The sequence below is a fragment of the Tamlana carrageenivorans genome (assembly GCF_002893765.1).
GTDB classification, from domain to species: domain Bacteria; phylum Bacteroidota; class Bacteroidia; order Flavobacteriales; family Flavobacteriaceae; genus Pseudotamlana; species Pseudotamlana carrageenivorans.
Genome location: NZ_CP025938.1, coordinates 865,331 through 890,445, shown reverse-complemented (window position 1 = coordinate 890,445; position 25,115 = coordinate 865,331). Strand labels below are relative to the sequence as shown.

Annotated in this window: 21 protein-coding genes and 1 pseudogene; 13 read left to right on the top strand and 9 right to left on the bottom strand. The window is 36.1% G+C overall.

Annotated elements, in window-relative coordinates:
* Positions 1 to 274 precede the first annotated feature (274 nt).
* Complete coding sequence (locus C1A40_RS04175) at positions 275 to 751, top strand: hypothetical protein (protein WP_102994799.1); 477 nt, start codon at positions 275 to 277, stop codon at positions 749 to 751.
* A gap of 134 nt (positions 752 to 885) precedes the next feature.
* Here the strand turns inward: C1A40_RS04175 and C1A40_RS04170 are convergent, their stop codons facing one another.
* Positions 886 to 1,527, bottom strand: coding sequence for a DUF1801 domain-containing protein (locus C1A40_RS04170; RefSeq protein WP_102994798.1), 642 nt, complete (start codon positions 1,525 to 1,527; stop codon positions 886 to 888).
* Positions 1,528 to 1,589: 62 nt separating this feature from the next.
* Positions 1,590 to 2,558, bottom strand: coding sequence for an endonuclease/exonuclease/phosphatase family protein (locus C1A40_RS04165; RefSeq protein ID WP_102994797.1), 969 nt, complete (start codon positions 2,556 to 2,558; stop codon positions 1,590 to 1,592).
* A gap of 118 nt (positions 2,559 to 2,676) precedes the next feature.
* Here C1A40_RS04165 and hflX point away from each other — a divergent pair, with 118 nt between their 5' ends.
* Both hflX and C1A40_RS04155 read left to right on the top strand, forming a co-directional pair.
* Entirely contained in the window at positions 2,677 to 3,888 is a 1,212-nt protein-coding gene (gene hflX / locus C1A40_RS04160) for a GTPase HflX (RefSeq protein ID WP_102994796.1), read from the top strand.
* A gap of 24 nt (positions 3,889 to 3,912) precedes the next feature.
* The gene (locus tag C1A40_RS04155; protein ID WP_102994795.1) at positions 3,913 to 6,177 is read left to right on the top strand and encodes a transglycosylase domain-containing protein; all 2,265 of its coding nucleotides are present in this window, start codon (positions 3,913 to 3,915) and stop codon (positions 6,175 to 6,177) included.
* Between the two features lie 61 nt (positions 6,178 to 6,238).
* On the opposite strand, the gene C1A40_RS04150 is transcribed toward C1A40_RS04155, so the two are convergent.
* From C1A40_RS04150 to C1A40_RS04130, 5 genes are all read right to left on the bottom strand, one after another.
* A complete protein-coding gene (locus C1A40_RS04150) occupies positions 6,239 to 7,438 on the bottom strand; it encodes an IS4 family transposase (RefSeq protein WP_102994434.1) in 1,200 nt (399 codons plus the stop codon).
* Between the two features lie 401 nt (positions 7,439 to 7,839).
* On the bottom strand, positions 7,840 to 8,784 hold the full coding sequence (locus C1A40_RS04145; RefSeq protein ID WP_102994794.1) for a DUF3078 domain-containing protein: 945 nt from the start codon (positions 8,782 to 8,784) through the stop codon (positions 7,840 to 7,842).
* 57 nt (positions 8,785 to 8,841) lie between these two features.
* Positions 8,842 to 9,348 carry a DUF2480 family protein gene (locus C1A40_RS04140; RefSeq protein WP_102994793.1) on the bottom strand — a complete coding sequence of 169 codons (507 nt, stop codon included), beginning with the start codon at positions 9,346 to 9,348 and terminating at the stop codon, positions 8,842 to 8,844.
* A gap of 126 nt (positions 9,349 to 9,474) precedes the next feature.
* Positions 9,475 to 9,798, bottom strand: a complete 324-nt coding sequence (locus tag C1A40_RS04135; protein WP_102994792.1) for an SUF system Fe-S cluster assembly protein — start codon at positions 9,796 to 9,798, stop codon at positions 9,475 to 9,477.
* 73 nt (positions 9,799 to 9,871) lie between these two features.
* A complete protein-coding gene (locus C1A40_RS04130) occupies positions 9,872 to 10,294 on the bottom strand; it encodes a SufE family protein (RefSeq protein WP_102994791.1) in 423 nt (140 codons plus the stop codon).
* A 388-nt stretch (positions 10,295 to 10,682) separates the two neighbouring features.
* On the opposite strand from C1A40_RS04130, the gene C1A40_RS04125 reads away from it, so the two are divergent.
* From C1A40_RS04125 to C1A40_RS04115, 3 genes and pseudogenes are all read left to right on the top strand, one after another.
* The gene (locus C1A40_RS04125) at positions 10,683 to 11,021 is read left to right on the top strand and encodes a tetratricopeptide repeat protein (RefSeq protein WP_158651265.1); all 339 of its coding nucleotides are present in this window, start codon (positions 10,683 to 10,685) and stop codon (positions 11,019 to 11,021) included.
* Between the two features lie 33 nt (positions 11,022 to 11,054).
* Positions 11,055 to 11,117, top strand: a pseudogene (locus C1A40_RS18760) (hypothetical protein); the annotation flags it as partial.
* A gap of 21 nt (positions 11,118 to 11,138) precedes the next feature.
* Complete coding sequence (locus C1A40_RS04115; RefSeq protein ID WP_102994789.1) at positions 11,139 to 11,396, top strand: SEL1-like repeat protein; 258 nt, start codon at positions 11,139 to 11,141, stop codon at positions 11,394 to 11,396.
* Between the two features lie 72 nt (positions 11,397 to 11,468).
* Here the strand turns inward: C1A40_RS04115 and C1A40_RS04110 are convergent, their stop codons facing one another.
* Both C1A40_RS04110 and gldJ read right to left on the bottom strand, forming a co-directional pair.
* Complete coding sequence (locus C1A40_RS04110) at positions 11,469 to 12,749, bottom strand: UDP-N-acetylmuramoyl-tripeptide--D-alanyl-D-alanine ligase (protein ID WP_102994788.1); 1,281 nt, start codon at positions 12,747 to 12,749, stop codon at positions 11,469 to 11,471.
* 91 nt (positions 12,750 to 12,840) lie between these two features.
* Complete coding sequence (gldJ, locus tag C1A40_RS04105) at positions 12,841 to 14,529, bottom strand: gliding motility lipoprotein GldJ (RefSeq protein ID WP_199287740.1); 1,689 nt, start codon at positions 14,527 to 14,529, stop codon at positions 12,841 to 12,843.
* A gap of 264 nt (positions 14,530 to 14,793) precedes the next feature.
* Here gldJ and porU point away from each other — a divergent pair, with 264 nt between their 5' ends.
* From porU to C1A40_RS04070, 7 genes are all read left to right on the top strand, one after another.
* Positions 14,794 to 18,675 (top strand): type IX secretion system sortase PorU, encoded by a 3,882-nt coding sequence (gene porU / locus C1A40_RS04100; RefSeq protein WP_102994787.1) that lies wholly within the window; start codon positions 14,794 to 14,796, stop codon positions 18,673 to 18,675.
* 34 nt (positions 18,676 to 18,709) lie between these two features.
* Positions 18,710 to 19,957 carry a type IX secretion system outer membrane channel protein PorV gene (gene porV / locus C1A40_RS04095; protein ID WP_102994786.1) on the top strand — a complete coding sequence of 416 codons (1,248 nt, stop codon included), beginning with the start codon at positions 18,710 to 18,712 and terminating at the stop codon, positions 19,955 to 19,957.
* Between the two features lie 97 nt (positions 19,958 to 20,054).
* The gene (gene cdd / locus C1A40_RS04090; protein WP_102994785.1) at positions 20,055 to 20,540 is read left to right on the top strand and encodes a cytidine deaminase; all 486 of its coding nucleotides are present in this window, start codon (positions 20,055 to 20,057) and stop codon (positions 20,538 to 20,540) included.
* Positions 20,541 to 20,742: 202 nt separating this feature from the next.
* Positions 20,743 to 21,741 (top strand): pyruvate dehydrogenase (acetyl-transferring) E1 component subunit alpha, encoded by a 999-nt coding sequence (gene pdhA, locus C1A40_RS04085; RefSeq protein WP_102994784.1) that lies wholly within the window; start codon positions 20,743 to 20,745, stop codon positions 21,739 to 21,741.
* Positions 21,742 to 21,744: 3 nt separating this feature from the next.
* Complete coding sequence (locus tag C1A40_RS04080) at positions 21,745 to 23,394, top strand: pyruvate dehydrogenase complex dihydrolipoamide acetyltransferase (protein ID WP_102994783.1); 1,650 nt, start codon at positions 21,745 to 21,747, stop codon at positions 23,392 to 23,394.
* A 90-nt stretch (positions 23,395 to 23,484) separates the two neighbouring features.
* Complete coding sequence (locus tag C1A40_RS04075; RefSeq protein WP_102994782.1) at positions 23,485 to 24,432, top strand: M28 family metallopeptidase; 948 nt, start codon at positions 23,485 to 23,487, stop codon at positions 24,430 to 24,432.
* Positions 24,425 to 25,108 (top strand): SDR family NAD(P)-dependent oxidoreductase, encoded by a 684-nt coding sequence (locus C1A40_RS04070; RefSeq protein ID WP_102994781.1) that lies wholly within the window; start codon positions 24,425 to 24,427, stop codon positions 25,106 to 25,108. Before C1A40_RS04075 ends, C1A40_RS04070 begins: the two co-directional genes overlap by 8 nt.
* Positions 25,109 to 25,115: the final 7 nt, after the last annotated feature.

Here is a 25,115-nt window from a genome sequence, read left to right as displayed (position 1 = left end):
CCGCCAGTTTGCAACTGGTGGCCGTAATGAGATTAAAAACCAAAGCTTTATATGGCTATAGTTTTTTTACTACCTTGCTAAGGTGAGTAGAAATTATAAGTCCAAATCACACCTAGGCTATTGTATTTTTGTGTCTTTTGGAATGGTTTATTGGATAGATATATTTACAAGGTCAGTTTATTTTAATGTCTTTTGGGACGTATAAATTATTTGGTAAAAACCACAAGTTGCAAACTGGCGGGAGCGGTGCTGTAACTAAAATAATTATTGAAAAATGCAAATAATAAAATTAATATTAAGTTTACTAGCTTTAGTCTTAACAAGTAATACAATACTAGCCCAAAATAAGACTCAGATTCTAACTAATTTAAACGAAACAATTATTGATGAAAAAAACAGCTTTATAGATAATTCAATTTCAAAACTAATTGATGCATTAGAATATGATGTTAAAGGATATGCTTTAAAATTAACAAATGAGCAAAATATTAAAGAAATAAAATTTGCTTATATCTATTTACATTTTTTACCTAAAGAGGATGAAGTATATGAAGCACTTAAAGGAACTTTAAATTCATCTAATAATGATTACTTAACCTTGATCGTAAAAATTAAAAATACTGATGATTTTCCATTTACAGATAATAAATTTCCTAATTATACTGCGGGAAATAATTGGAATAGTTCTGCTGAATTTGCTGTTGCTAATTCAGGAATAATTGTAGAGCATTTGAAAATTATCTCGAAATAATACTTTAATTGATCTAGGAAAACAAATTCTCTGAGTATTTAAAAAGTCAATTTGTTTTAATGTTTTTGGGATCGGATAAATTATTTCGTGAAAACCACCAGTTTAAACTGGCGAGAGCGATGTGTTTATAATGATTAATTAGAGTCTTCCAATTGTTTATGCGAGCCATCACAAGTAGGTTTTCGTTTGCTTAACCCACAAGTACAGTCATTTAATCCGTAGCCGTCTAAAATTCGAGCTTGGTTTTTATTAATGCGGGCTGTTTTGGTTTTCGATTGTTTGGGCTGGTCAAAATGTAACAAATAACCACGTTGACGCCCTGGAGTTAAATTATAAAATGCCTTTTTAAAATCTGGGTTCTCTTTAAAAACAGCTTCCAATTCTGTGGGTACGACATAATCGGAGGTTTTCTTCATTGCAACCTTTTGTCCCGATTTCTCTATAGCTTCATTTATATACTGCTTTATAACGGGTTCAATCGTTGTAATTTCTTGAACACTTGTAAAGCGCATCTGCCTTGCCGTTTGCATGTTTTCGGTTTGTTGAATAAGCCTATTTTCAGGGTCGGATAATAAAACACCTTTAAAAAATGAAAGTCCGCAATAGTCCTTAAATTCATGAATGAGTACCACATTATTATCTTGGTGTGTGTAACATGGGTGTTTCCATTTAAAGGTTTCTTCCAAGTTACAAGCCAAAACAATATCCCTAAGTTTAAATAGTGCCTCTTTCCATGTTTTTTGGTGGTCTAGATAGTTTTGAACCGCTTCATTCATATATTTCGTTTCTATTTGAATTCACTATAACCATACAAGCACCTTGAAACTTATAAAGATATTTACTTCTTAAAAACAGCATACACCGGAAAATGATCGCTATACCCGCCATTATAACGTGTGCCAACATAGGTGCGATATGGGGTTCCTTTGTATGGGCCGTTAAATGTTTTTAGGAAGTCTTCATCAAAAATATTGGCTTTACTAAACTCAAAGTTGTTTTCAGAGGTTTTAAAGAAATTAGTAGTAATTAATATTTGATCAAACAAATCCCATTTTCTATTATAGTAGGTCGAGCCGCGGTTGTAGGAACGCAGGGTTTCCATAAGATTAAATAAATTCGAGGTTTTAACCAATTCTTGGATACCAGGGTTGTTGGAGTCTTCATTAAAATCGCCCATAACAATGATTTTAGCATCCTCGTTAACAGCTTTTAATCCAGAAATAATCTCGCTAACTTTTGCAGAAGTGGCTAATCGTTTCGGTTCCGATAATACTTCCCCTTCACGACGCGATGGCCAATGGTTTACAATAACATGTATCTCTTCACCATCTAAAAGTCCGGTAACCAGCAAGATATCGCGGGTGTAATCGGGTAAACCACTGTCGTGGAAAAGTTCTATTCTAAACGGTTCAGAGTGGGTAACACTAAAAACATCCTGGTCGTATAACAAGGCCACATCAATGCCACGTTCGTCCAAGGAGTTGTAGTGCACATAATTGTACTTTAAATGCTCTAAGTGTTTCGACTGTAATAAATCGTTTAAAACCTTTTTGTTTTCAATTTCAGCCACACCAACAATAGCAGGGTTTTTCCCTGTTTCTCTCCGGCCTATATGCGAAATGGCATAACCTAATTTCCTTAGTTTATTTTCATAGCGTTTATGCGTCCATCGTTTTGCTGAAGTTGGCAAAAAATCTTCATCATGAATGTGTGTGTCTTGAATTAAATCGAATAAATTTTCAAGATTATAAAAAGCAACCGCTTGTAAATCGTGGCGTACAGGAATGTCGTCAAAGGTATTTGTCATAATTTCAAAAATAAGACTAATAGTTTAAAAATGAGGTTTAATAATATCTGTAAGTCTAAAATTCTTTTTTAATTATAATGGTAGCAATTGTGTAACTTTGTATAATATATTTATTTATATGATAGAAAAGAAGGATGTCGCTTTAGAAAGAGCCGTATTAATCGGTATTATTACTAAAGATCAAGATGAAGAAAAATCTAAAGAATATTTAGATGAATTGGAGTTTTTAACGTTTACCGCTGGTGGCTATGCGGTGAAGCGTTTTACCCAGAAAATGGAGATGCCAAACTCTAAAACTTTTATTGGAACTGGGAAGATGGAAGATGTGCGCGAGTACATTGAAGCCAATAATATTAGTACAGCTATTTTTGATGACGAGTTATCGGCAGCACAAGAACGTAATATTAGTAAAATTCTAAATGTTAAGGTTTTAGATAGAACCAATTTAATTTTAGATATTTTCGCCCAACGTGCCCAAACCAGTTATGCAAGAACGCAGGTTGAATTGGCGCAATGCGAATATTTACTACCGCGTTTACGTGGTATGTGGACTCACCTTGAGCGTCAAAAAGGGGGTATTGGTATGCGCGGACCTGGTGAAACCGAGATCGAAACCGATAGACGTATTGTGCGTGATAAAATAGCCTTGTTAAAATCGCGTATCAAAACTATCGATAAGCAGATGGCTGTACAACGCGGTAACCGTGGTAAAATGGTTCGTGTGGCACTTGTAGGGTATACCAACGTTGGAAAGTCAACCCTTATGAATGTGATTAGTAAAAGTGATGTGTTTGCCGAAAACAAACTCTTCGCTACTTTGGATACCACCGTTAGAAAAGTAGTAATTCAAAACCTGCCTTTTTTACTTAGTGATACGGTAGGGTTTATTAGAAAATTGCCTACCCAGTTGGTAGATAGTTTTAAAAGTACCCTTGATGAGGTTAGAGAAGCGGATTTATTATTACATGTGGTTGATATTTCACACCCTAATTTTGAAGAGCATATTGCCTCGGTTGAAAAGATTTTAGGTGAAATTGAAAGTAACAACAAACCTACCATCATGGTTTTTAATAAAATTGATGCGTATCAACAAGAACCGATTGACGCGGATGATTTAGCAACCGAACGTACCGAAAAACACTATTCTTTAGAAGAGTGGAAAAGTACTTGGATGAGTAAAGTAGGCAATAATGCCTTATTTATTTCTGCGCTTAACAAGAAAAACTTAGAAGAATTTAAAAAACGTGTGTATGATGAAGTACGAGAAATTCATGTAACACGTTTTCCTTATAACCACTTTCTTTACCCCGATTATGAGGAGGAGGATTAATAAGCTTTTATATCTTGATTGTTTATGAAACATAGCATTAAAAAGATATTACAGAACAAATGGATAAAACGGTTGCTACTTTTAGTGGTAGCTGTTTTTTTATTTTTTGTGAGTTTGTTCTTTAGTATTTATCTCGGACTTTTCGGAAAGGTGCCATCCAAAGAAGATTTAAGTTTTATCATTCAGGAAGAATCTACCGAAGTGCTTGATAAGGATGGTGAACTTATTGGTAAATATTATATCTATGACAGGCAGCCTTTAGAGTTTGAAGATTTCCCCAAGCATTTAATAGATGCTTTAGTGGCTACCGAAGATGTACGTTTTTTTAATCACGACGGCATCGATAATGTAAGTTTACTAAGGGTTTTCGTGAAAAGTATACTCCTTCAAGACAAATCGTCTGGTGGCGGAAGTACCATCACACTTCAGTTGGCTAAAAATCTTTTTGGGAGAAGAGACTACTGGTTTTTTGGGATTGTAGTCAATAAATTCAAAGAGAGTATCATTGCCAAGCGGTTGGAAGAAATTTATACTAAAAATGAAATCCTAACCCTTTACTTCAATACGGTTCCTTTTTCTGATAATACTTATGGTATTGAAAGTGCTTCTCAAAAATTCTTTAATAAATCAACGAAGGATTTAAGCATTTCTGAGGCGGCAACCTTAATAGGAAGCCTAAAAGCAAATACCTATTATAATCCCCGATTGCATTTAGATCGTAGTCAAGAACGTCGCGATGTGGTGCTTTCTCAAATGGAGAAGTATGGTTACTTATCGGCCGATTCCTTAGAGGTTATTACAGAAACACCTGTGGAGTTAAATTACCGGTCGTTTAATCATGACCAAGGTGTGGCACCCTATTTTAGAGAGCAGGTTAAAAAGGAATTGTCTGCCATTTTAGATACCATAACAAATTCAGAAGGTGAGGCCTATGATTTATATAAAGATGGATTAAAAGTATATACCACCTTAGATTTAAAAATGCAGCAGCTTGCGGAAGAAGCCATGAAAACACATATGGCCAAACTTCAAAAGGACTTTGAGGCTTCTTATGGAAACGCAGGACCTTGGACGAACTCCAAATTAATTGATGCTGAGGTTAAAAAATTACCCAAATATAAGCTGTACAAGGAGCAAGGGTTGTCGGATGCTCAAATTCAGGATTCCCTGGCTGTAAAACGCGAAGTTGAATTGTTTTCTTGGGCAGGTGACACCATTCAAAACTTAAGTGTAAGAGATAGTATTAGTCAGTTTTTAAAATTTTTAAACACAGGCATGTTGGCTGTCGACCCAAGTTCTGGAGCTGTACGAACTTATATTGGAGGTGTCGATTACCGCTTTTTTAAGTACGATCATGTTTCGCAAAGTGAACGCCAAGTGGGGTCAACCTTTAAGCCTTTTGTGTATACGGCCGCCATTCAAAATGGTATGGATCCTTGTGAATATTTCTCATTGGCAGAAGTGACTTATACCAATTATAAAAACTGGACGCCAAGTAATTCTGGTAGTAACGAAGATGATGCATATGAGAATTATTCTTTAGAGAAAGCTTTAAGCCATTCGGTAAACACCATTGCCGTTAAGGTGCTGAATAAAGTTGGTATTTCTAAGGTTATCGAACAAGCCCAGCGCATGGGCATCACTAAGGAATTGCCTAATGAACCTTCACTGGCTCTTGGAGTGGCCCAAATCAATTTAAAAGAATTGACGGGGGCTTACACCAGTTTCGTAAATAACAGTCATGTAGCCAAACCGTATTATATCACTAAAATCGAAGATCATCATGGTAATGTTATCGCTTCTTTTGAGCCTGAAATAGCCGAAGAAGAAGCCTTTAATGATTATACTAGGCAAGTCATGCTTCACATGATGAAGGCCACCGTAAATCATGGTACCGCAAAACGATTAAGAAGTCGTTACGGTTTAAAAAATGCCATTGCAGGAAAAACAGGAACCACCCAAAATAATAAAGATGGCTGGTTTGTAGGTATTACACCAAAGTTAGTTACCGTGACTTGGGTGGGGAATGATAATCATAGCATCGGATTTAAAACCACAGGAATGGGGCAGGGCGCTAACTCGGCTTTACCCATTTTTGGTGAGTTTTATAAAGCTTTAAATGCTGATAACGCTTTCGCGGAAATTACCAATGCTCATTTTGAAGCGTCATCTCAACAAGTTATAACAGATTTAAATTGCGAACCAGAAAAGCATGATGGCTTTTTTAAGCGCCTTTTTAAAAGTAAGAATAAAAAGTATTGTTGTCCGATAAAAAACAGAATTAGCTAAAAAAGCTTTGGTGTTGGCCTTTTTTATTGATCGCACTCTTTATTTTGAAAACAGAACCTCCTTATGGGTCAAAAAGGCTTAATTGCCCAATGTTTTTGGTTGTAATCTCTTCCCAATTAGCTTCTGGGTTTTTCAGGAATTTGAACAAATCGATATATGTCATCAAATGGTATCGTATGACGGACATCATATTGGAATAAGCCCAGTTTCTTTGGGCTTTTCTTTGGATCACAAGCATAATGAGCTGGATTATCAAACTGACCCAGATTTGTATTTCGATGGCATTTTGATTGTCTCCCAAAAAATACTTTAGCGGAAAGTTCTGTTTAAGCCGCTTGAACATCGTCTCAATCTGCCACCTATTTTTATAGATGTCGGCTATTTTGTCTGCATCAAGATCATAATTATTAGTGATGAACTCATAAACTTTTTGGTGCTTTTCGTGCCAAAAAGCGATTCTCCTCAGGGAAAAAGCATTGCCGTTTTTGTCCGTAAGCCCTATTTTTTCGTCCTTTAAGACAGCATCGTCCACTTTATTGGAGATATCAAACTCTTCAAGGCTTGTATAGCGAGCATTGTCCTTTTGCCGAGTCACAAAGTAAACATCTTCCAGTGTCCATTTTTGGTATTGCTCATAATCCACATACCCTTTGTCAAAAACCACATAAGAGCCCTTCTTGAGTTCCAGGTCTTTTAAAAAGGTGTGGTCGTGGGTGGCCGCGCTTGAAAACTTAATCAGACAAGGAACGTCTTCCATGGCGTTTATCATAGTATGCATCTTGATACCTCCTTTCTTTTTGCCGTTGAGCGGGTTCCTTCCTACACCTTTAAGAATGTCGCTAAATAGGGGTATGGTCGAGGAATCAACGATTTTAAGGTTCTTCACTGCAGGTTCTAAGGGTCTGCTGTCCGATAAAAAGCGATGGTAACGTTTGTAGAGTAAATGATAAATATCGGCAAATACTTCAGAGCTTCTTCTCCTGTTAGCATCTGACAAGGTACTGCGTTTTGGAAAGTCCGTGAGTCCTAGATGGTTGATCTTTCCCTCGCAGGCAAGCATAATACTGGAAACCTCACGAAGTGAGCTACAGCCACTGATCACGGTAAATACCATAGTGGCCAAATGCTCATAGGTGGTAAACTTTTTGGTATAGCGATCGCTGTTGTGCTTTTTGGCTGTCCGATGAACATCTTTGGGCAAAATGAAATTTAATACCTGTTTGATTATGGGGTGTCCGCTAAAGTTTTTACTTTTATTCATATCTTGGATGTGTGATAACTTCAAGATACAAAATAAGCGGGAAATCCTATCTTGGAAATCCCGCTTTTTAAATCTTTTATCGGACACTAATGAATAAAAAGAAAAAGTTTAAGGGCGATTAAATGAAGGATGTCAATCTGATTTCTATGCCAAAACCAAAGGAAGAAGAAGTTATATATTAAAAATGTTAGATATTAGTAAAAAGTTTAAAGTTAGGACATACGTTTAATAAAAACGTTGGACTCTTGCATACCTTAAAGCATATAGCTCTCCTTGTCAGTCTGAGCTTGTCGAAGACCAATTTTAGGCAATATTATTTGAAAAGAAATTTTACACACCCAATATAAAATTATAAAAGCGCCCTTAAAGACGCTTTTATAATAAACTATTTTCCCGATGGATTAAAAAGCATAACTCAACCCAAAGGTCCAGTAAGTTTGTAAGTCGTTGTCAACATTGTCGAACGTAGGCTCCGTTTGTGCTGGAATAGCTGAAGGATCGTAGTTGTCAAGTGCAAAATTTAAAGCTTCTTGTTTGTTGTCTCTTAAGCCAAATTCAAATCCTAAACCAATACCTTTCCATACTTCGTAAGCAAAAGTGTTAGTCCATGTCCAGTTTGATAAATCGGAACTTTTATACGATTGAAACATCGATAAATTAGATTTCAACTTTAGTTTACCAATAGATTTTGCATAGTTAGCAACTATTTTGGTACCTAAGGAAGAATCGAAAACGGTAGATTCACTACTAAATACAATATTGTAGTTTAAAGGGTGTATAACCACTACCAAATCGCTAATAGGTGTCCACGTAATACCAATACCTAAATCTAAGTAACCAGGATCGTTAAAATTGTTTAATAAAGTGGTTCTGTATTCTCCTAAGGTAGAAGCCGCCAACGTCTTGCTAATTTTATATCCATAAAGCGATGTTAAGGTAAAAACATCGGTAGCTTGTCGGTAGCTATCATCGTCATTTGGGTCGTCTTTATCATCAAATTTCACCCAACTTAAATTGATATTTGCTGTATTGTACCAAAAATATTTTTCATGATTTAGCTTGGCAAATGGGTTTACTGTAATGTTTATGTTACCAGCAGAATTGTTAGGTGAACCTTGAGCGTACCAATTGTTAAACTCCGAAAAATTAGCACCAATAGTACCAAAAGCACCGTAATGCCAACCTGGGTATTTTTCTATTTGTTTTTTAAGGGCATTAAATTCCGATTGCAGTGCACTAATAGAATCTTCTTTTTGAGATTTTAAGGCTTCTAATTCTTCTTTAGTTTGTGCGTTTAAGAATATAAAACTCATAAAAAAGGCACAAATTAGCAGCATTCTTTTCATAATCTTAAATTTTTTAATAAAATGGATTGATTTAAAATGTTTGTTAATTATTAAGGGTTATTTGTTTTTGTATAAGGGTACCGACGAACAAGCTTCGCCATACATTATGGATTTAGCAACAGGCTGCAATTTATTAGCAAGCATGATGTAAGCGTTTTGAGGGACTGGTTTGTTCGAGCAACCTTTTATAATAATTGGTTTTCCTTCAAACTCAGAAACATCCAATTGGTTAATCACGTCTTGGTATATGGACGTTTCAAGGTTGTCTAAACTACCAACTATAATTTTTTTGGCAACAGGTTGCAGTTGAATACTAAGCAACATATAGGCCCATCCTGGAATGATGGCATCAGAACTACAAGTTAAGGCAACATATTGGTCTTGAAATTGACTCCAATCGAAGCTGGCAACCTGGTTTCTAAAGTCTTTTTCACGAAGTATAAAACCTTCGTAAAGCCAATCTTTAATATCGAAAAGCACACGTTTCCCTTGTGGGTAATAATCTTCAAGGTTTACAGTAACCAGTTTGCTATTGGCAACGCGATTGATGATTTCATCAGCCATATAAATGTTTGTTTTTTAATATACTGTTAAGTAAGAAGTCGTATTAGCTATTTGTTAATTTTGACTATTGACTATTGACTATTGACTATTGACTAAAAACTATAAACCAAGAACCAAAAACCACCTTTAAAGCATGCCCAACTCCAATTTCGCCTCTTCGCTCATCAGTTCTTGAGTCCAAGGTGGATCGAAAGTAATTTCAACCTCGGCACCTTTAACCTCGTCAAGAGATTTTACTTTTTCTTCTACCTCTAAAGGAAGGGTTTCGGCAACAGGACAATTAGGTGTAGTTAATGTCATTAAGATCTTAACATCATTGTCTTCATTTACAAAAACGTCGTAGATTAATCCTAATTCGTAAATATCTACTGGAATTTCAGGATCGTAAATAGTTTTTAAAACATTTACAATTTTTTCGCCGAGTTCGGCGGTATCTATATTTTCACTCATAATCGTATAATTTTATTTTCATTTCCGCGCAGGCGGAAATCTGTTTGTTATGCTTTCCGTTTTTTTACAGAAATTATTTCAATTGGGTCTGATAAGCAATAGCATACATTTTTAATTGCTTAATCATACTTATTAAACCATTGGCTCGCGTAGGCGATAAATGTTCTTTAAGGCCGATTTCATCAATAAAATCAGTTTCTGCATGAATGATATCTTTAGGGTGCTGATTAGAAAAGGTACGAATCAGAATCGCAATAATACCTTTGGTGATGATGGCATCACTGTCTGCAGTAAATACCAATTTATCGTCTTGCATCTCGGCATGTACCCAAACTTTACTTTGGCAACCTTTTATGATGTTGCTGTCCGTTTTGTATTGGTCGTCGATAAGGGGTAAATCTTTCCCCAAATCAATCATATATTGGTAGCGTTCTTCCCAATCTTCAAACATTGAGAATTCATCTATGATGTCATTTTGTATGTCTTCTATACTCATTAAGCTCAAATTTTAAACAAAAATACAATATATACCAGTTTGCTACAAGCTGAAATGAGTGAACTGCGCATTTCGATTAAAAAAGAAAAAGTGGATATACTACTGTTGTTTGCGTAAAAGGTTCTTAAAAGTTGAGTTCAGTATTGATTCATTTTTATCATAACAAAAAAGCACAATAAAAACAATATCTCTTACAGTAAAAGTAAGTTTATTCCAGCATTTTTGTTTTGAGCTTATAGATATTAAATGGGGTTTAAATTAATACTAAACCTAAAGCTATATTATAGAATATGATAAAATGATTTTACCAAAAATATTATGAATTATTATCAAATTAATAAACGAAAAAAATGAAACTAATACCCTTTCTATTTCTTGCCGTGTATCCTTGAGTGCACAAGAACAAAATCTTAATTGTAGTTATAATATTCAGGAAGCGCTCTTCTATTTAAAAGGAAGTAGTAGTGTTGAAAAAAACACCAAAAAGGCAATTCAATATTTAAAGCCGTGTGTGTCTGTAGGTAATATTGAAGCAAAACTGTTATTAGGGCACATATACGTTAATAATACAGATAATTCCATTGTGAAAAAAGGTTTTAAATTAATTAAGGAAGCTGCAAAGGAGGGAAATTCACTAGCTGCACAAAAACTGGGCGTTTTATATAAGTATGGAACAGGATGTAATTTAAATTACCAAAAAGCTATTAAATGGTTTAAAAAATCTTAAGAATTAGGAAATGATGAAGGGGTATATAGTTTAGCGTATTTTTATTTAAAGGGCTTAGGAGATATTCCTCAAGATTACACCAAGGCAGTACATTGGTTTATAAAAAGTGAATCCGACATGGCTAACTATTGGTTAGGTGTTTGTTATTTAAACGGAGATGGAGTTCTCAAAGATCTTGAAAAGGCTAATGAACTACTAGGAAGGGGTTATCAGGTCAAGAATAAGGAGTCTACAATTTCAAAACAAATAATGGATGTAAAACCAGGTTTTGGAGTAATTGAGGAGGAAGAAATTTTTGAAGAAATCAAAACTTTTAGTATCAATACGAATGGGACTGTAAACTATTTTGTGTTTTTGCTATTAATTAGTTCATAGGGAGAATTATTTATGGGTGCCTGTCTTGTATTCGTTATAAGGCAGGCATTTTTTTTAAATCTAATGAGGGTTTTAAAAAAGATCTAAAACCCGCTCCAACGCCATACCTCGAGACCCTTTTATTAATATTGTGGCGTTTAAAAAATCTAGATTTGGATTTTTTGCTTGAAAAGCTTCGAATGAAGGGTATAAAGTCAACTTTTCTGAATATTCTTGTACGTTATTAAAATTTTCACCGATAAAATAAATTTTATCAATTTCAAGTGCGGTGGCCAGTTTCACAATCTCTGTATGCTCTTTATGGGCATCTTTTCCAAGTTCAAACATATCGCCTAAAATGGCTATTTTGGTGCCTTCTTGTTTTTCTAAATTTAGAAGGGCTGCTCGCATGCTTGTGGGGTTTGCATTATAGGCGTCAAGAATAATTTTATGAGATGCTTTAGTTATAATTTGCGAACGGTTGTTGGTTGGGATATAACTTTCAATAGCAGTTTTAATAGCGCTGTCATCGACTTTAAAATAATGTCCTATGGTAATGGCTGCTGCAATATTATTAAAGTTATAATCACCTATAAGATGACTTTGTATAGCGTAATTATGATAAGCGCAACTCACAAAAGGTTGAGCGTCTATATAGTTTACACCTACATCAACCTTGTGATCTGATTTTCCAAACGTATATATTTTGGCCTGTTTTGTTTTTTCAATTTGGATGGGGTCATGCGCATTTACAAATATGGTTTTACCATGGTTAGTTAAATATTGATACATTTCACTTTTACCTTTTATAACCCTCTCAACACCTCCAAAACCTTCTAAATGGGCTTTTCCGAAATTTGTGATGTAACCATAATCTGGTTTTGCAATGTGACATGAAAAGGCGATTTCCTTAAGATGATTGGCTCCCATTTCGACAATGCCTATTTCTGTGGTCTTGTTCATGGATAGTAGCGTTAAGGGTACGCCTATATGGTTGTTTAAATTCCCTTTGGTTGCTGTGGTGCTATATTTTTGGGAAAGTACAGCATTGATAAGCTCTTTGGTAGTTGTTTTTCCGTTGCTACCTGTTAAAGCTACAATGGGAATACCGAGATAATTACGGTGGAACGAAGCGAGTTCTTGAAGTGTTTGAAGAACATTTTCCACTAGAATGGTATGTTGAGAAGTATGGGCTGATGCCTCGTCTATAACGGCAAATTTTGCTCCGGCCTCTAAGGCTTTACTAGCATAAGTATTTCCATTAAAATTATCGCCTTTTAAGGCAAAAAATATGTCGTCCGTCTGTATGGTTCTTGTATCTGTACATGCGCTACGACATGTAAGGAAAAGGCTGTGTAATTCTGCTGTTTTCAAATGGAAAAATTTTATTAGAAATAAATGTATAAAAAAAGTCCTAACAACGAAGCGTTAGGACTTTAATTTATTCTATAAAACTAGCGTTAATTTAGTTTTTAGTTTTAGCTTTTGTTTTGCTTTTAGATCCAACTCTAGACATGGCACATCTAAATCCGATATAATCTGTAGCCATATCTTGTGGGAAGTAACGTCTTTGAGCAGGGTCTAGCCAGTACTCTCTGTCTTTCCATGAACCACCTTTATATACACGAACTTCATCGTTGACTAAAGAGGTTCTGTGCGATGCTTTATCAAACTCTCTGATAATATTTCCTAAGGAATCTCTAGTGATTTTGTGTTTAGGAGAATTATACATTTGTCTGGTTTCAGCTTCTGGATCGCTTCCAAGATCATCATCATTAAAACTTTCGAAATAACGAGAAGAACGTTTGTCGCCATCACGGTAATTGATGTGGTTACTTCTATCGAAGTTCGTTCTTAAATATGTTTCGTTTTCATCAACAGGAACTTGTAAAATTTCACCCGGTAAATCTCTTGCGATAACTCTTCCGTTAGATAATGTATCATAAACAATATTTCCTGGCGTTACGATTTTCACAGTACCATCATCATTAATAGCGTTTTTAGTATAAACGTTTCCACGGTAATAGTTGAAATCATTAAACTCATCATCGATAATTGGACGGTAAACATCGGCAACCCATTCTGCAACGTTTCCAGCCATGTCATATAAGCCAAAATCATTTGGTTCGTATGATTTTACTGCGTTAGTAATATCGGCTCCATCGTCAGACCATCCTGCGATACCACCATAATCACCTTTTCCTTGTTTGAAGTTAGCCAATTGGTCGCCACGTATTTTACGTTTTCCAGAACGTGTGTATTGACCGTCCCATGGGTACTTTTTACGTCCGCGGTATAAGTTGTAATCTCTAATTTCACTCAATCCTAAAGCGGCATATTCCCATTCGGTTTCGGTTGGTAGTCTGTATTTAGGCGAAAGTATACCTGTTTCACGAGTGGCGTATACGCCAGTTTCATTTCCTTCTTCGTCAACTCTTGCGTTTCTGCTTCTTGCACGACCATCATGAATTTCTTCATTACCTCCATAAGTACCTGAAGGTGAGTTGATATATGTGTCGGTGCTAAAAGTTTGATCTGCGGCTACATCAGTAGTTTTTGCGTGGCGTTTTAAATAACCAGCATCTTCTAAGTTTTTCTCATTTACACGATCCGATCTCCAGTTGGCAAATTCAACGGCTTGAATCCAGCTAACACCAACTACAGGGTATTCGCCGTATCCTGGATGACGCAAGTAGTTGTTGGTCATAACTTCATTAAAACCTAAACGATTTCTCCAAACTAAAGTATCTGGTAAGGCTCCATTATAAATGGCTCTAAAATTGCCTTCTGATGGCGGGTAAACACGCTTTAACCAATCTAGGTACTCCATGTACATCATGTTAGTAACCTCGGTTTCATCCATGTAAAAAGATTGCACATGTTGTTGACTAGGGCTGTTGTTCCAATCGTGCATCACATCATCCTGAACACGGCCTTTGGTGAAAGTTCCACCCTCAATAAATACCAATCCTGGAGCAGTTTCTTGTTCTCTAAAATTTGTATTGTACTGAAAGCCACCCTCACGAGAATTTAATTGCCATCCAGTAGCTCTTGAACTATTTCTGGAGCTCGAGGATTTTGAACAACTTGTTGAAGCGATAGCAAGTGCTAATAACGCTAAAACTTTGCATGCGACTACTTTTTTCATATCCATACTTTTAAGTAAGCTAAATCATGTTTTGGTGCTGCAATATAAGAATTATACCGAATATTGCAAGCTATTAATTACATTTTGACTAAAAAATCGTGTATTTCGTCCTGTTTTTTGCGCCTTACAACGATGATTTTATCTGTTTTTCGTTGGCTTTTGTGTTATGTTAACGAAGGTTTAACAAATTTATTATTGTATTTTTGAACTACTTTTTAAAAATGTTATTTGTTTTAATAATAACATATTATTAATGACGTTATTTTATCAATGAAAAATAAATTTTTCCTTTTACTACTGCTAACCACAGTTGGATTATTTGCGCAACAAAAAAAATATACGATTTCTTGGGAGGGTGCTAAAACCATATCTGGAACAGGCTTTTCTTTTGAGGTGCCTTATTTTAATTCCGATAATTTCTCTTTTTCAGAGGATGGTCTGCGCTTCACAGATCAGTGGGTAGTATCAAATCGCGTTAATGAAACATCAGCAAAACTGAGTCAGGTGGTTTATGAAGTCATTAGTACTTCAGAATTAAAAGATCTTGATATTACTCGAATTTCGCGCGATTTAAAGTTTCAGTTAAAAAATGTTACGGCTAGAAATAAACGGTATGTAAGTTTTCAGTTAAGTCCCATTATTCGTGATGCCAATGGCACGTATAAAAAAATCATGTCTTTTCAATTGGATTACAAATGGGGGGCTACTTCTAATAGAACAACGACTCGTAAGAATGATGTGTCTTCAAAAGTTTTGTCTAATTCGGTTTTAAATTTAGGGAAATGGTATCGGTTTTATGTTGATACTACAGGGGTTTTTAAATTGTCTAAAAGTTTTTTACAGCGTTTGGGTGTTGATGTGAATAATGTTAACCCCAAGAGAATTCGGTTATTTGGTCATGGCGGTGAGATGATTCCGTATTCGAATGCCGTGTCATATCCTTATGATGTTCCAGAAAATGCCATCAAGTTTGTTGGTGAAGAAGATGGTGTCTTTAACGATCAGGATTATATTTTGTTTTATGCTCGCGGACCAAAAGGATATAATGCTTACAGTAATACGCATATTAATTGTTATACAGATAAAACCTATTATTATATTAATGTAGGCACTGCTGAAGGAAAGCGTATTCAGAATTTTTCACAACCTTCTGGGGTGCCCAATTTGGTTATCGATACTTATGAGGCGTATCAATTTCATGAGGTTGATGATCATAATTTGATTTCATTAGGTAGACGCTGGTTTGGTGATCGTTTCGATGTCGTTAATCGCAAAAATTTTGACTTCGATTTTCCTAATATCAATACCTCAGAGCCTATAAAATTAAATGTTTTGGTGGGCGCTGTTAATTCAACAACATGTTCGTTTGATGTTGATGTGAATGGAACTGCCATATCTACCATCACTTTGCGTGGTGTTTCTAGTCCAAATTTAGCTTCAGGTAATGGGCTTTATAGGGAGGTTGATGTTAGTAGTTCCAAAATATCCGTAGGACTTAATTTTAACAATCAAGGAAATCCTAGTATTGAATCTTATCTTGATTATATTGCTATAGAGGCTAAGTGCGCATTGAGTTTTTCGGGGAAACAATTTCAGTTTAAAAATAGTATTGTAGAAACAGAATCTGGTGTGGGCCAATATAATTTATCTAATGCGACTGCGGTTTCAGAAGTTTGGGATGTCACCGATTTGTATTATGTTTCCAGTGTAGAAAATACTCAAAACGAAGCTGTGTTTAGTTTTACATCAACCTTGGGAAGTTTAAAAACTTATGTAGCTGTAACCCCATCAGATTATTTTACGCCTAAAATAGATTCGAAAACCGATGTCGTTAATCAAGACATTAAAGGAACAATTTTTAAAAATGCCCAAGGGAATTTTCAGGATATAGACTATATTATTGTGGCGCCTAATAATATGCTTAATCATGCCGAGCGTTTAGCCGATATTAATCGAGAGCAGAATGGTTTACATGTAAAGGTTGTGGGTTTAGATGAAATTTATGCCGAATTTAGTACAGGAAATCAAGATGTTGGTGCCATTCGAAATATGGTTAAATATGTGTATGATAATGCTAGTGAACCCAGTAAAAAAATCAAGTATTTATGCTTGTTTGGTGATGGTTCTTTCGATTATAAAGACCGTATTCCTAATAATACGAATATCGTGCCTTCATGGTATTCTTATAACAGTTTTAGTTTAGCTAATTCGTATGTGACCGATGATTTTTATGGTATGATGGACGACGATGAGGGGAGTATGGCCTCAACCGATATGTTGGATATTGCCGTGGGGAGAATTATTGCCGACTCGCCCCAACGCGCGAAAGAACTTGTCGATAAAGTGGCTCAGTATTACCAAAGGGAATCTTTTGGAAGTTGGCGTAATAACTTTGTAGTGATTTCTGATGATGTTGATGCCGATTGGGAAGGTATTTTGCAGGAAACTACCGATAATGTAGGTAATTTGGTTGCTGAGAAAAAGCCTTTTATTAATGTTGTTAAAATTCATAGCGATTCGTATCAGCAAGAAACTTCGGCTGGTGGAAACAGGTATCCTACGGTTAATACGGCTATTTCAAATGCAGTAGATAATGGCGCTTTGGTGGTTAATTACTTCGGTCATGGGGGTGAAGAAGGTTTAGCTCAAGAGCGTATTTTGGGTAAAACAGATATCGAAAATTTTAGGAATTATAATAAACTCAATTGTTTTGTTACCGTAACTTGTGAGTTTACACGTTTTGACAACCCGTATCGTCAAACCGCAGGAGAGTTTACCTTCTGGAATAAACGCGCTGGCGCGATTGGGTTAATTACGACTACCAGACAAATTTATGTGAGTTTTGCCATTTCATTTAATAATATTTTAGGGCAGTATTTGTTTTCATATCATGATAATGACAATTATGGAGATGATGAATACCCGTCTATGGCCGAATCTTTAAGGCTTTCAAAATCCGATCCAGCCGTGTCAAATAACAGCCAACGCAGATTGGTGTTTTTTATAGGGGATCCCGCTATGAAATTAAGCTTTCCTAAACCAAGTATTCGATTAACTAAAATTAATGATGTACCTCTAGCACAATCCACAGATACGCTAAAAGCTTTAAGTAAGGTTAAGTTGTCTGGCGAGGTAGTTGATGCGTCTGGTAATGTTTTAACCGATTATTCAGGCTTGCTCTCAACCACCATATACGATAAATATATTGATAGAAGTACGCTAGGGAATGATGGTACACGTTTAAATGGAGAGTTGGTTATTTTAAATTTTAAAACTTTAGGGGAAATTATTTTTAGAGGCCAGGCTTCAGTTAAAAATGGTGCTTTTGAATTTGATTTTGTTGTTCCTAAGGATATTGGCATTCCTGTAGGTTTTGGTAAAGTGAGTTTTTATTCAAGAAATGATGAACTCACGATTAATCAAACAGGATCTAGTAATAACACAGTTAAAATTGGAGGTTTGGATGAAAATGCTGCCGAAGATAATGTTGGGCCAGTGATTAATCTTTATATGAATGATGAAAACTTTGTATCGGGAGGCATTACAAATGAATCACCAACCTTATTAGTGAAGTTGCAGGATGATAATGGCGTCAATACAGCCAGTGGTATTGGTCATGATATCGTAGCTATTATTGATGGCGATGAAAAAAATCCTATTATTTTAAATGATTACTATCAAACCGAAGTCGACGATTATACGCGTGGTGTTGTGAGTTTTCCCATGAGAGATTTAAAACCAGGTTTGCATACCTTAACCCTTAAAGCTTGGGATGTTTATAATAATTCATCTGTTTCTGAAATTCAATTTATTGTGCATGATCAAGATCAAGAATTGGTTATAAACAACGTGCTTAATTACCCTAATCCGTTTGTGAATTACACCGAATTTTGGTTCAATCACAATAGTTCGGAGTCTTTGAGCGTTTCAATACAGATCTTTACGGTGTCGGGAAAACTTGTGCGAACCTTAAACGGGAAAACTTCAGGTGGAGCGGTGACAAATAGTTCCTTGTCTCGTGATATCGTTTGGGATGGACGCGACGATTTTGGAGGTAAAATAGGGAAGGGTGTTTATGTGTATAAACTTAAGGTGCATTCCGAATTATTGAATAAGACCGTAGAAAAAATAGAGAAACTTGTAATACTGTAAGAAAAAATTATATTTGCTAACTAAACTATATTTCATGAAGAATAAACTATTGTTATTATTAGCTTTTGCTTTTATCTATAAATTAGAGGCCCAAACTACAGAAACGACTATTATTCCAAACAGTAATGATAGCAGAGTCATTACCACGGGAATGCCTTTTTTGCTTATCGCCAGTGATGCGCGCTCAGCGGGTATGGGGGATATGGGTGTGGCTACTTCGGTGGATGCATATTCTCAACAGTGGAACTCTTCAAAGTACGCCTTTTCGGAAACAAAGTCTGGAATTGGACTTACGTATACGCCTTATTTAGGAAAGTTAGTGAATGATATTTTTCTTGGAGGGTTAACTTATTATAATCGAATTGATGAGCGTAGCGCTTTCGCAGGAAGTTTTAGATACTTTTCATTAGGAGATATAGATTTTGTTGAGAATGAATCACAAGTGACTCCTTTTACAGTGAGGCCTTATGAGATGGCTTTAGACGCCTCTTATGCATTAAGACTTAGTGAGCGGTTTGCCATGTCTGTAGCTATGCGCTATGTGCGATCGGATTTAAAATTGACTGATTTTCAGGCAGACTCTACCCCAGCAAGTACTTTTGGTGTCGATATTTCTGGTTACTACCAAAGTGAGGAAGAGGCTTATGCCGATTTTAACGGAAGATGGCGCGGTGGTTTTGCCATTCAAAATATTGGTCCGAAATTTAAATATGATGAAGGCGGACAAGAAAATTTTCAGCCTACTAACTTAAGATTAGGTGGTGGGTTTGATTTTATTTTCGACGATTACAATAAAGTGTCATTAACTGCTGAAGTTACTAAACTTTTGGTGCCAACACCGCCAATTTTGGGCGATGAAGTAACATATGTTGATGTCGATGGTAATGGAGAGTTTGATGAAGATATAGATACAGAACTGTCTCGTACCTCGAATGTCATTTACAAAGGAAAATCTGATGATGTAGGCTTTTTTAAAGGTATGTTTCAGTCTTTTGGTGATGCGCCAGGCGGATTTAAGGAAGAAATGAAAGAAATTACATGGGCTTTAGGGGCCGAGTATATGTATCAAGATGCCTTTGCTTTCAGAGCAGGGTATTTTCATGAATCGGAAGAAAAAGGTGCTCGACAATTTATGGCTTTAGGTGCCGGATTTAAAGCTAGTGTTGTTAATATAGATTTGTCTTACCTGTTTTCAACATCTCAAGTTCAAAGTCCTTTAGAAGGGACCTTGCGTTTTTCACTAACATTTAATATTGGAGCAGGAGCTTATACAGAATACTAATTATAACATTAATTGAATACAAAAAAAACTATTGTGAGAGCAATAGTTTTTTTGTTTCTAAGACTTTCTTAAATTGTTATAACAAATTGAAAGCTTCATGAAAGAAATAAAAAAAGAGTCTAAAATATACGTTTTTGATGATTTATATGAATTACCAAGTGATGTAGCCCAGTTAATGGAAAAAGCGATTGAGGCCAGAAGTCGTGCCTATGCGCCTTATTCAAATTTTGAAGTTGGCGCCGCTTTGTTGCTCGATAACGGCCAAATCATTACCGGTAATAATCAAGAAAACGCCTCATACCCTTCCGGGCTTTGTGCCGAGCGTACCGCAATTTACTATGCTGGATCGCAATATCCAGAAGCTAAAGTAATTCGAATGGCCATTTCAGCAAGTTCAAAAATGACCGCTACAGATACTCCAATTCCGCCTTGTGGTGCCTGTAGACAGGCAATGGTAGAATATGAAGTCAAGCAAATACATGATATCGAGTTATATTTTATGGGCGCAAAAGGAGCTGTCGCTAAGTCAAATTCGGTAATGAATTTGTTGCCTTTTGTATTTGATAAAACAGTACTATTTTAACTTTTTAGTTAGAATCTATCTGTCTGTCATCTACATAAATTGAAAAAAATATAAAAATAAGGTGAAAAATTACAGAATAATCAGCGGAGGTTCTAATCACTAGAATTTTAATTTTTTTCTCACTTTAGTGAATTTGAGTTTTCCCATTTCTCCACAAAGTGTTACTTTTGTAGTCGCTTATAAATTATCATAAAATTATTCCATGCAAAAAATAACAAAAGAGGTTTACCTCAAATGGTACGAAGACATGTTATTCTGGAGAAAGTTTGAAGACAAACTAGCTGCAGTTTACATCCAACAGAAAGTAAGAGGATTTCTTCACTTATATAACGGACAAGAAGCTGTATTAGCAGGAGCTTTACACGCAATGGACTTAAGTAAGGATAAAATGATTACAGCTTATCGTAATCACGTACAGCCTATAGGTATGGGAGAAGATCCTAGACGTGTTATGGCTGAATTATACGGAAAAGCAACAGGTACATCCAAAGGTATGGGTGGTTCTATGCATATTTTTTCTAAGGAATTTAGATTTTATGGTGGTCACGGAATCGTAGGAGGTCAAATTCCTTTAGGTGCTGGTATTGCCTTTGGTGATAAATATCACGGTAGTGATGCCGTTACCTTATGTTGTTTTGGTGATGGTGCGGCAAGACAAGGGTCGCTTCATGAGGCATTTAACTTAGCGATGCTTTGGAAATTACCTGTAGTATTTGTTTGTGAAAATAACGGATATGCCATGGGAACCTCGGTAGAGCGTACAGCAAACCATCCCGATATTTGGAAGTTAGGTTTAGGATACGATATGCCTTCGGCTCCAGTTGATGGTATGAACCCTATTAAAGTAGCTGAAGCTTTCGATGAAGCTATCCAAAGAGGACGTCGCGGTGAAGGGCCAACCTTCTTAGAGTTAAAAACTTACCGTTATAGAGGGCATTCTATGAGTGATGCGCAACATTATAGAACAAAAGATGAAGTTGCTGAATACAAGAAAATTGACCCGATCACGCAAGTGAAAGATGTTATTCTTGAAAAGAAATATGCAACTGAAGACGATATTAAAGCAATAGACAAACGTGTTAAAGAGCGCGTTTTAGAATGTGAGAAGTTCGCAGAAGAATCGCCATTCCCAGAAAAGCAACAGCTTTATGATATGGTTTACGAACAAGAAGATTATCCATTTATTCAACACAAAATATAAGCTATGGCAATAGTAGTAAATATGCCGCGTTTAAGCGATACCATGGAAGAAGGTACGGTAGCGGCTTGGTTAAAAAAAGTAGGAGATAAAATTGAAGAAGGAGATATTCTAGCTGAAATCGAAACCGATAAAGCAACCATGGAATTTGAATCCTTTAATGAAGGAACTTTATTGCATATTGGTGTTCAAGAAGGTGAAACTACTAAGGTAGATGAGCTTTTAGCAATTATTGGTGATGAAGGTGAAGATATTTCAGATTTACTAAATGGAGGAGGAAGCGCTGATGCTCCTGCTACTGAAGCTAAGGAAGAAACTGCCGAGGCTGCTCCAGTTGCAACAGAAGAAGCTCCTGCTGAAGAAGCGGCGCCAGCTGCTGCAGCATTACCAGAAGGTGTTATCGTTGTAACGATGCCACGTTTAAGTGATACTATGGAAGAAGGAACTGTCGCTACTTGGTTGAAAAAAGTTGGTGACACCGTTGAAGAAGGTGATATTTTAGCTGAAATTGAAACGGATAAAGCGACTATGGAATTTGAATCATTCCAATCGGGTACTTTATTAGAAATAGGATTACAAGAAGGTGAATCGGCAAAAGTAGATTCATTATTAGCCATTATTGGCCCTGCAGGAACAGATGTTTCTGGTGTTGCTGCTAATTTTTCAGCATCTAGCGCTCCTGCGAAAGCAGAAGCACCAAAACCAGCAGCCCCTAAAGCTGCTGCACCTGCACCAGCTGCAAAATCGGCTCCAGCGGCGCCTAAAAAAGCGGCTGCACCTGCACCAACGCCTGTTACTGAAAACGGACGTGTGTATGTATCGCCATTAGCTAAGAAATTAGCTGAAGATAAAGGCATCAACTTATTAAAAGTCCAGGGTTCTGGTGAGAACGGACGTATCATTAAGCGTGATATTGAAAATTATGAGCCTGCAGCATCTGCAGCTTCAGCTGGAAAATTTGTACCTTCTGGTCAAGAAGATTTTGATGATGTAGATAATTCACAAATGCGTAAAGCGATCGCTAAGGCATTAACGAATTCTAAATTCTCTGCACCGCACTATTACTTAACTGTAGAGTTCGACATGGAAAATGCTATGGCTTTCCGTGCGCAATTCAACTCGATTCCAGATACAAAAATATCTTATAACGATATGGTTGTTAAAGCTTGTGCTTTAGCGTTAAAACAACATCCTCAAGTAAACTCACAGTGGTTCGCAGATAAAATGCGTTTAAATAACCATGTTCATATTGGTGTAGCTGTAGCTGTTCCTGATGGATTAGTAGTGCCTGTAGTACGTTTTGCTAATGAGCAAACTTTACCTCAAATTGGTGCTGCGGTTAAGGAACTTGCAGGAAAAGCAAGAAACAAAAAATTAACCCCAGACGAAATGCAAGGGAGTACTTTTACCGTATCTAACTTAGGAATGTTTGGTATTGATACCTTTACATCAATCATCAACCAACCTAACTCAGCTATTCTTTCTGTTGGTAACATTGTAGAAAAACCAGTTGTTAAAAACGGTCAAATTGTTGTTGGACACACTATGAAATTATCATTAGCTTGTGATCATAGAACTATTGATGGTGCCACTGGAGCGCAATTCCTTCAAACTTTAAAAGGATATATCGAGAACCCAGTAACCATGTTAGTGTAATTTTAAATTGATACCGATATACGTCGGTTTGTATAATAAATTAAAACCTGTTTCATCTTTTGTGAAACAGGTTTTTTTTATCTTTAAACTATGAAAAAAATATATGCATTACTGTTTTTTCTGCCTATTCTTATCTGCGGAGCACAAGAAAAACAAAATCAATCGAAACATGTTATTTTAAAAGAAAGTGTTGAGAAACATATGAATTACCTCGCTTCAGATGCTTTAGAAGGTCGAAAAACAGGGAGCGAAGGATTGGAAAAAGCAGCTGTTTATATGGAATCTTTTTTTAGGAGCCATGATATTAAACCGTTTTTTCAAACCTATAGAGATAGTTTTAAGTTAAAAGGTCTTGTTGGCTATAATATCGTTGGCTATATAGAAGGTCAAGATCCTATGTTGAAAAATGAATTCGTGATACTTGGTGCACATTATGATCACATTGGTTTTGCGAGAAAAGTAAATGGTGATACTATAGCAAATGGAGCTAACGATGATGCCTCGGGCACGGTTGCTGTTCTTGAATGGGCAAAATATTTCGCAAAAACCAAATCGAATAAACGCAGTATTTTATTCACACTTTATGATGCTGAAGAAATGGGATTAAAGGGTTCAGAGCATTTGGCTAATCGTCTTAAAAAGCAGCCTATCGATTTGTATACTATGATTAATTTTGAAATGATTGGAGTGCCTTTAGCTAACCATGAAACGATGGCCTACATTACTGGCTATAAAAAATCAAATATGGCTAATCAACTAAATAGTTATGCCCATGAGGAATTAATTGGTTTTTTGCCTCAAGCCAAAGCCTATGGTCTTTTCAAGCGTTCTGATAATTATCCGTTTTATAAGACTTTTAAGGTGCCTGCACAGGCAATTTCAACTTTCGATTTTAGCAATTATGAGTATTATCATCATGTCGATGACGAGGTAGAGGCTTTAGATTTTGACCATATGACTACATTCATTCAAAAAATGATTCCTGCACTCGAAGGCATGATTAATTCAGAAAAAAAAGAAATTACCTTACATGAGTAAAAATATTATTATTACAGGAACAAGTCGTGGCATCGGATTCGAATTGGTGCAATTATTCGCCAAGCAAGGCCATCAAGTATTGGCGCTTTCGCGGAATGAACAACCCATTCAAAATCTAAATCTTAAAGAAGTTACTAGCTTTTCCTTCGATTTAGCCGATGAAAAAAACTATAAAAAAGTTGAAGATTTTATAACTAAAAACTGGAAACAGGTGGATGTGTTAATCAATAACGCAGGCGCCTTGCTTAATAAGCCGTTTTCAGAAATTTCCATGCAAGATTTTGAAAACATCTATAGAACCAATGTTTTTGGCGTTGCCGAATTAACCCGTGTGGTATTACCGTTTATGGTGAAGCCAAGTCATGTAGTAACCATCAGTTCTATGGGTGGCGTTCAAGGAAGTATGAAATTCCCAGGATTAGCAGCCTACAGTTCTAGTAAAGCGGCGGTCATTACTTTAACCGAATTACTAGCCGAAGAATACAAAGAATCTGGGATTTCCTTTAATGTTTTAGCTTTAGGTGCCGTTCAAACCGAAATGCTTGAAGAAGCTTTTCCAGGATATCAAGCGCCCATTACAGCTTTAGAAATGGCCGAGTACATCTTCGACTTTGCTCTCAATGGAAATAAATATTATAACGGAAAAATGCTTCAGGTATCTAATTCAACCCCTTGATAATGGC

Bases quoted from the DNA above. Each gene is read 5' to 3' on its own strand.
- C1A40_RS04145 (WP_102994794.1), bottom strand. From the start codon at position 8,784: ATGAAAAGAATGCTGCTAATTTGTGCCTTTTTTATGAGTTTTATATTC.
- porU (WP_102994787.1), top strand. From the start codon at position 14,794: ATGAAAAATAAATTTTTCCTTTTACTACTGCTAACCACAGTTGGATTA.
- C1A40_RS04155 (WP_102994795.1), top strand. From the start codon at position 3,913: ATGAAACATAGCATTAAAAAGATATTACAGAACAAATGGATAAAACGG.
- C1A40_RS04165 (WP_102994797.1), bottom strand. From the start codon at position 2,558: ATGACAAATACCTTTGACGACATTCCTGTACGCCACGATTTACAAGCG.
- hflX (WP_102994796.1), top strand. From the start codon at position 2,677: ATGATAGAAAAGAAGGATGTCGCTTTAGAAAGAGCCGTATTAATCGGT.
- C1A40_RS04070 (WP_102994781.1), top strand. From the start codon at position 24,425: ATGAGTAAAAATATTATTATTACAGGAACAAGTCGTGGCATCGGATTC.
- C1A40_RS04175 (WP_102994799.1), top strand. From the start codon at position 275: ATGCAAATAATAAAATTAATATTAAGTTTACTAGCTTTAGTCTTAACA.
- C1A40_RS04150 (WP_102994434.1), bottom strand. From the start codon at position 7,438: ATGAATAAAAGTAAAAACTTTAGCGGACACCCCATAATCAAACAGGTA.
- C1A40_RS04080 (WP_102994783.1), top strand. From the start codon at position 21,745: ATGGCAATAGTAGTAAATATGCCGCGTTTAAGCGATACCATGGAAGAA.
- cdd (WP_102994785.1), top strand. From the start codon at position 20,055: ATGAAAGAAATAAAAAAAGAGTCTAAAATATACGTTTTTGATGATTTA.
- C1A40_RS04130 (WP_102994791.1), bottom strand. From the start codon at position 10,294: ATGAGTATAGAAGACATACAAAATGACATCATAGATGAATTCTCAATG.
- pdhA (WP_102994784.1), top strand. From the start codon at position 20,743: ATGCAAAAAATAACAAAAGAGGTTTACCTCAAATGGTACGAAGACATG.
- C1A40_RS04075 (WP_102994782.1), top strand. From the start codon at position 23,485: ATGAAAAAAATATATGCATTACTGTTTTTTCTGCCTATTCTTATCTGC.
- C1A40_RS04170 (WP_102994798.1), bottom strand. From the start codon at position 1,527: ATGAATGAAGCGGTTCAAAACTATCTAGACCACCAAAAAACATGGAAA.
- gldJ (WP_199287740.1), bottom strand. From the start codon at position 14,529: ATGGATATGAAAAAAGTAGTCGCATGCAAAGTTTTAGCGTTATTAGCA.
- C1A40_RS04140 (WP_102994793.1), bottom strand. From the start codon at position 9,348: ATGGCTGATGAAATCATCAATCGCGTTGCCAATAGCAAACTGGTTACT.
- porV (WP_102994786.1), top strand. From the start codon at position 18,710: ATGAAGAATAAACTATTGTTATTATTAGCTTTTGCTTTTATCTATAAA.
- C1A40_RS04115 (WP_102994789.1), top strand. From the start codon at position 11,139: ATGGCTAACTATTGGTTAGGTGTTTGTTATTTAAACGGAGATGGAGTT.
- C1A40_RS04135 (WP_102994792.1), bottom strand. From the start codon at position 9,798: ATGAGTGAAAATATAGATACCGCCGAACTCGGCGAAAAAATTGTAAAT.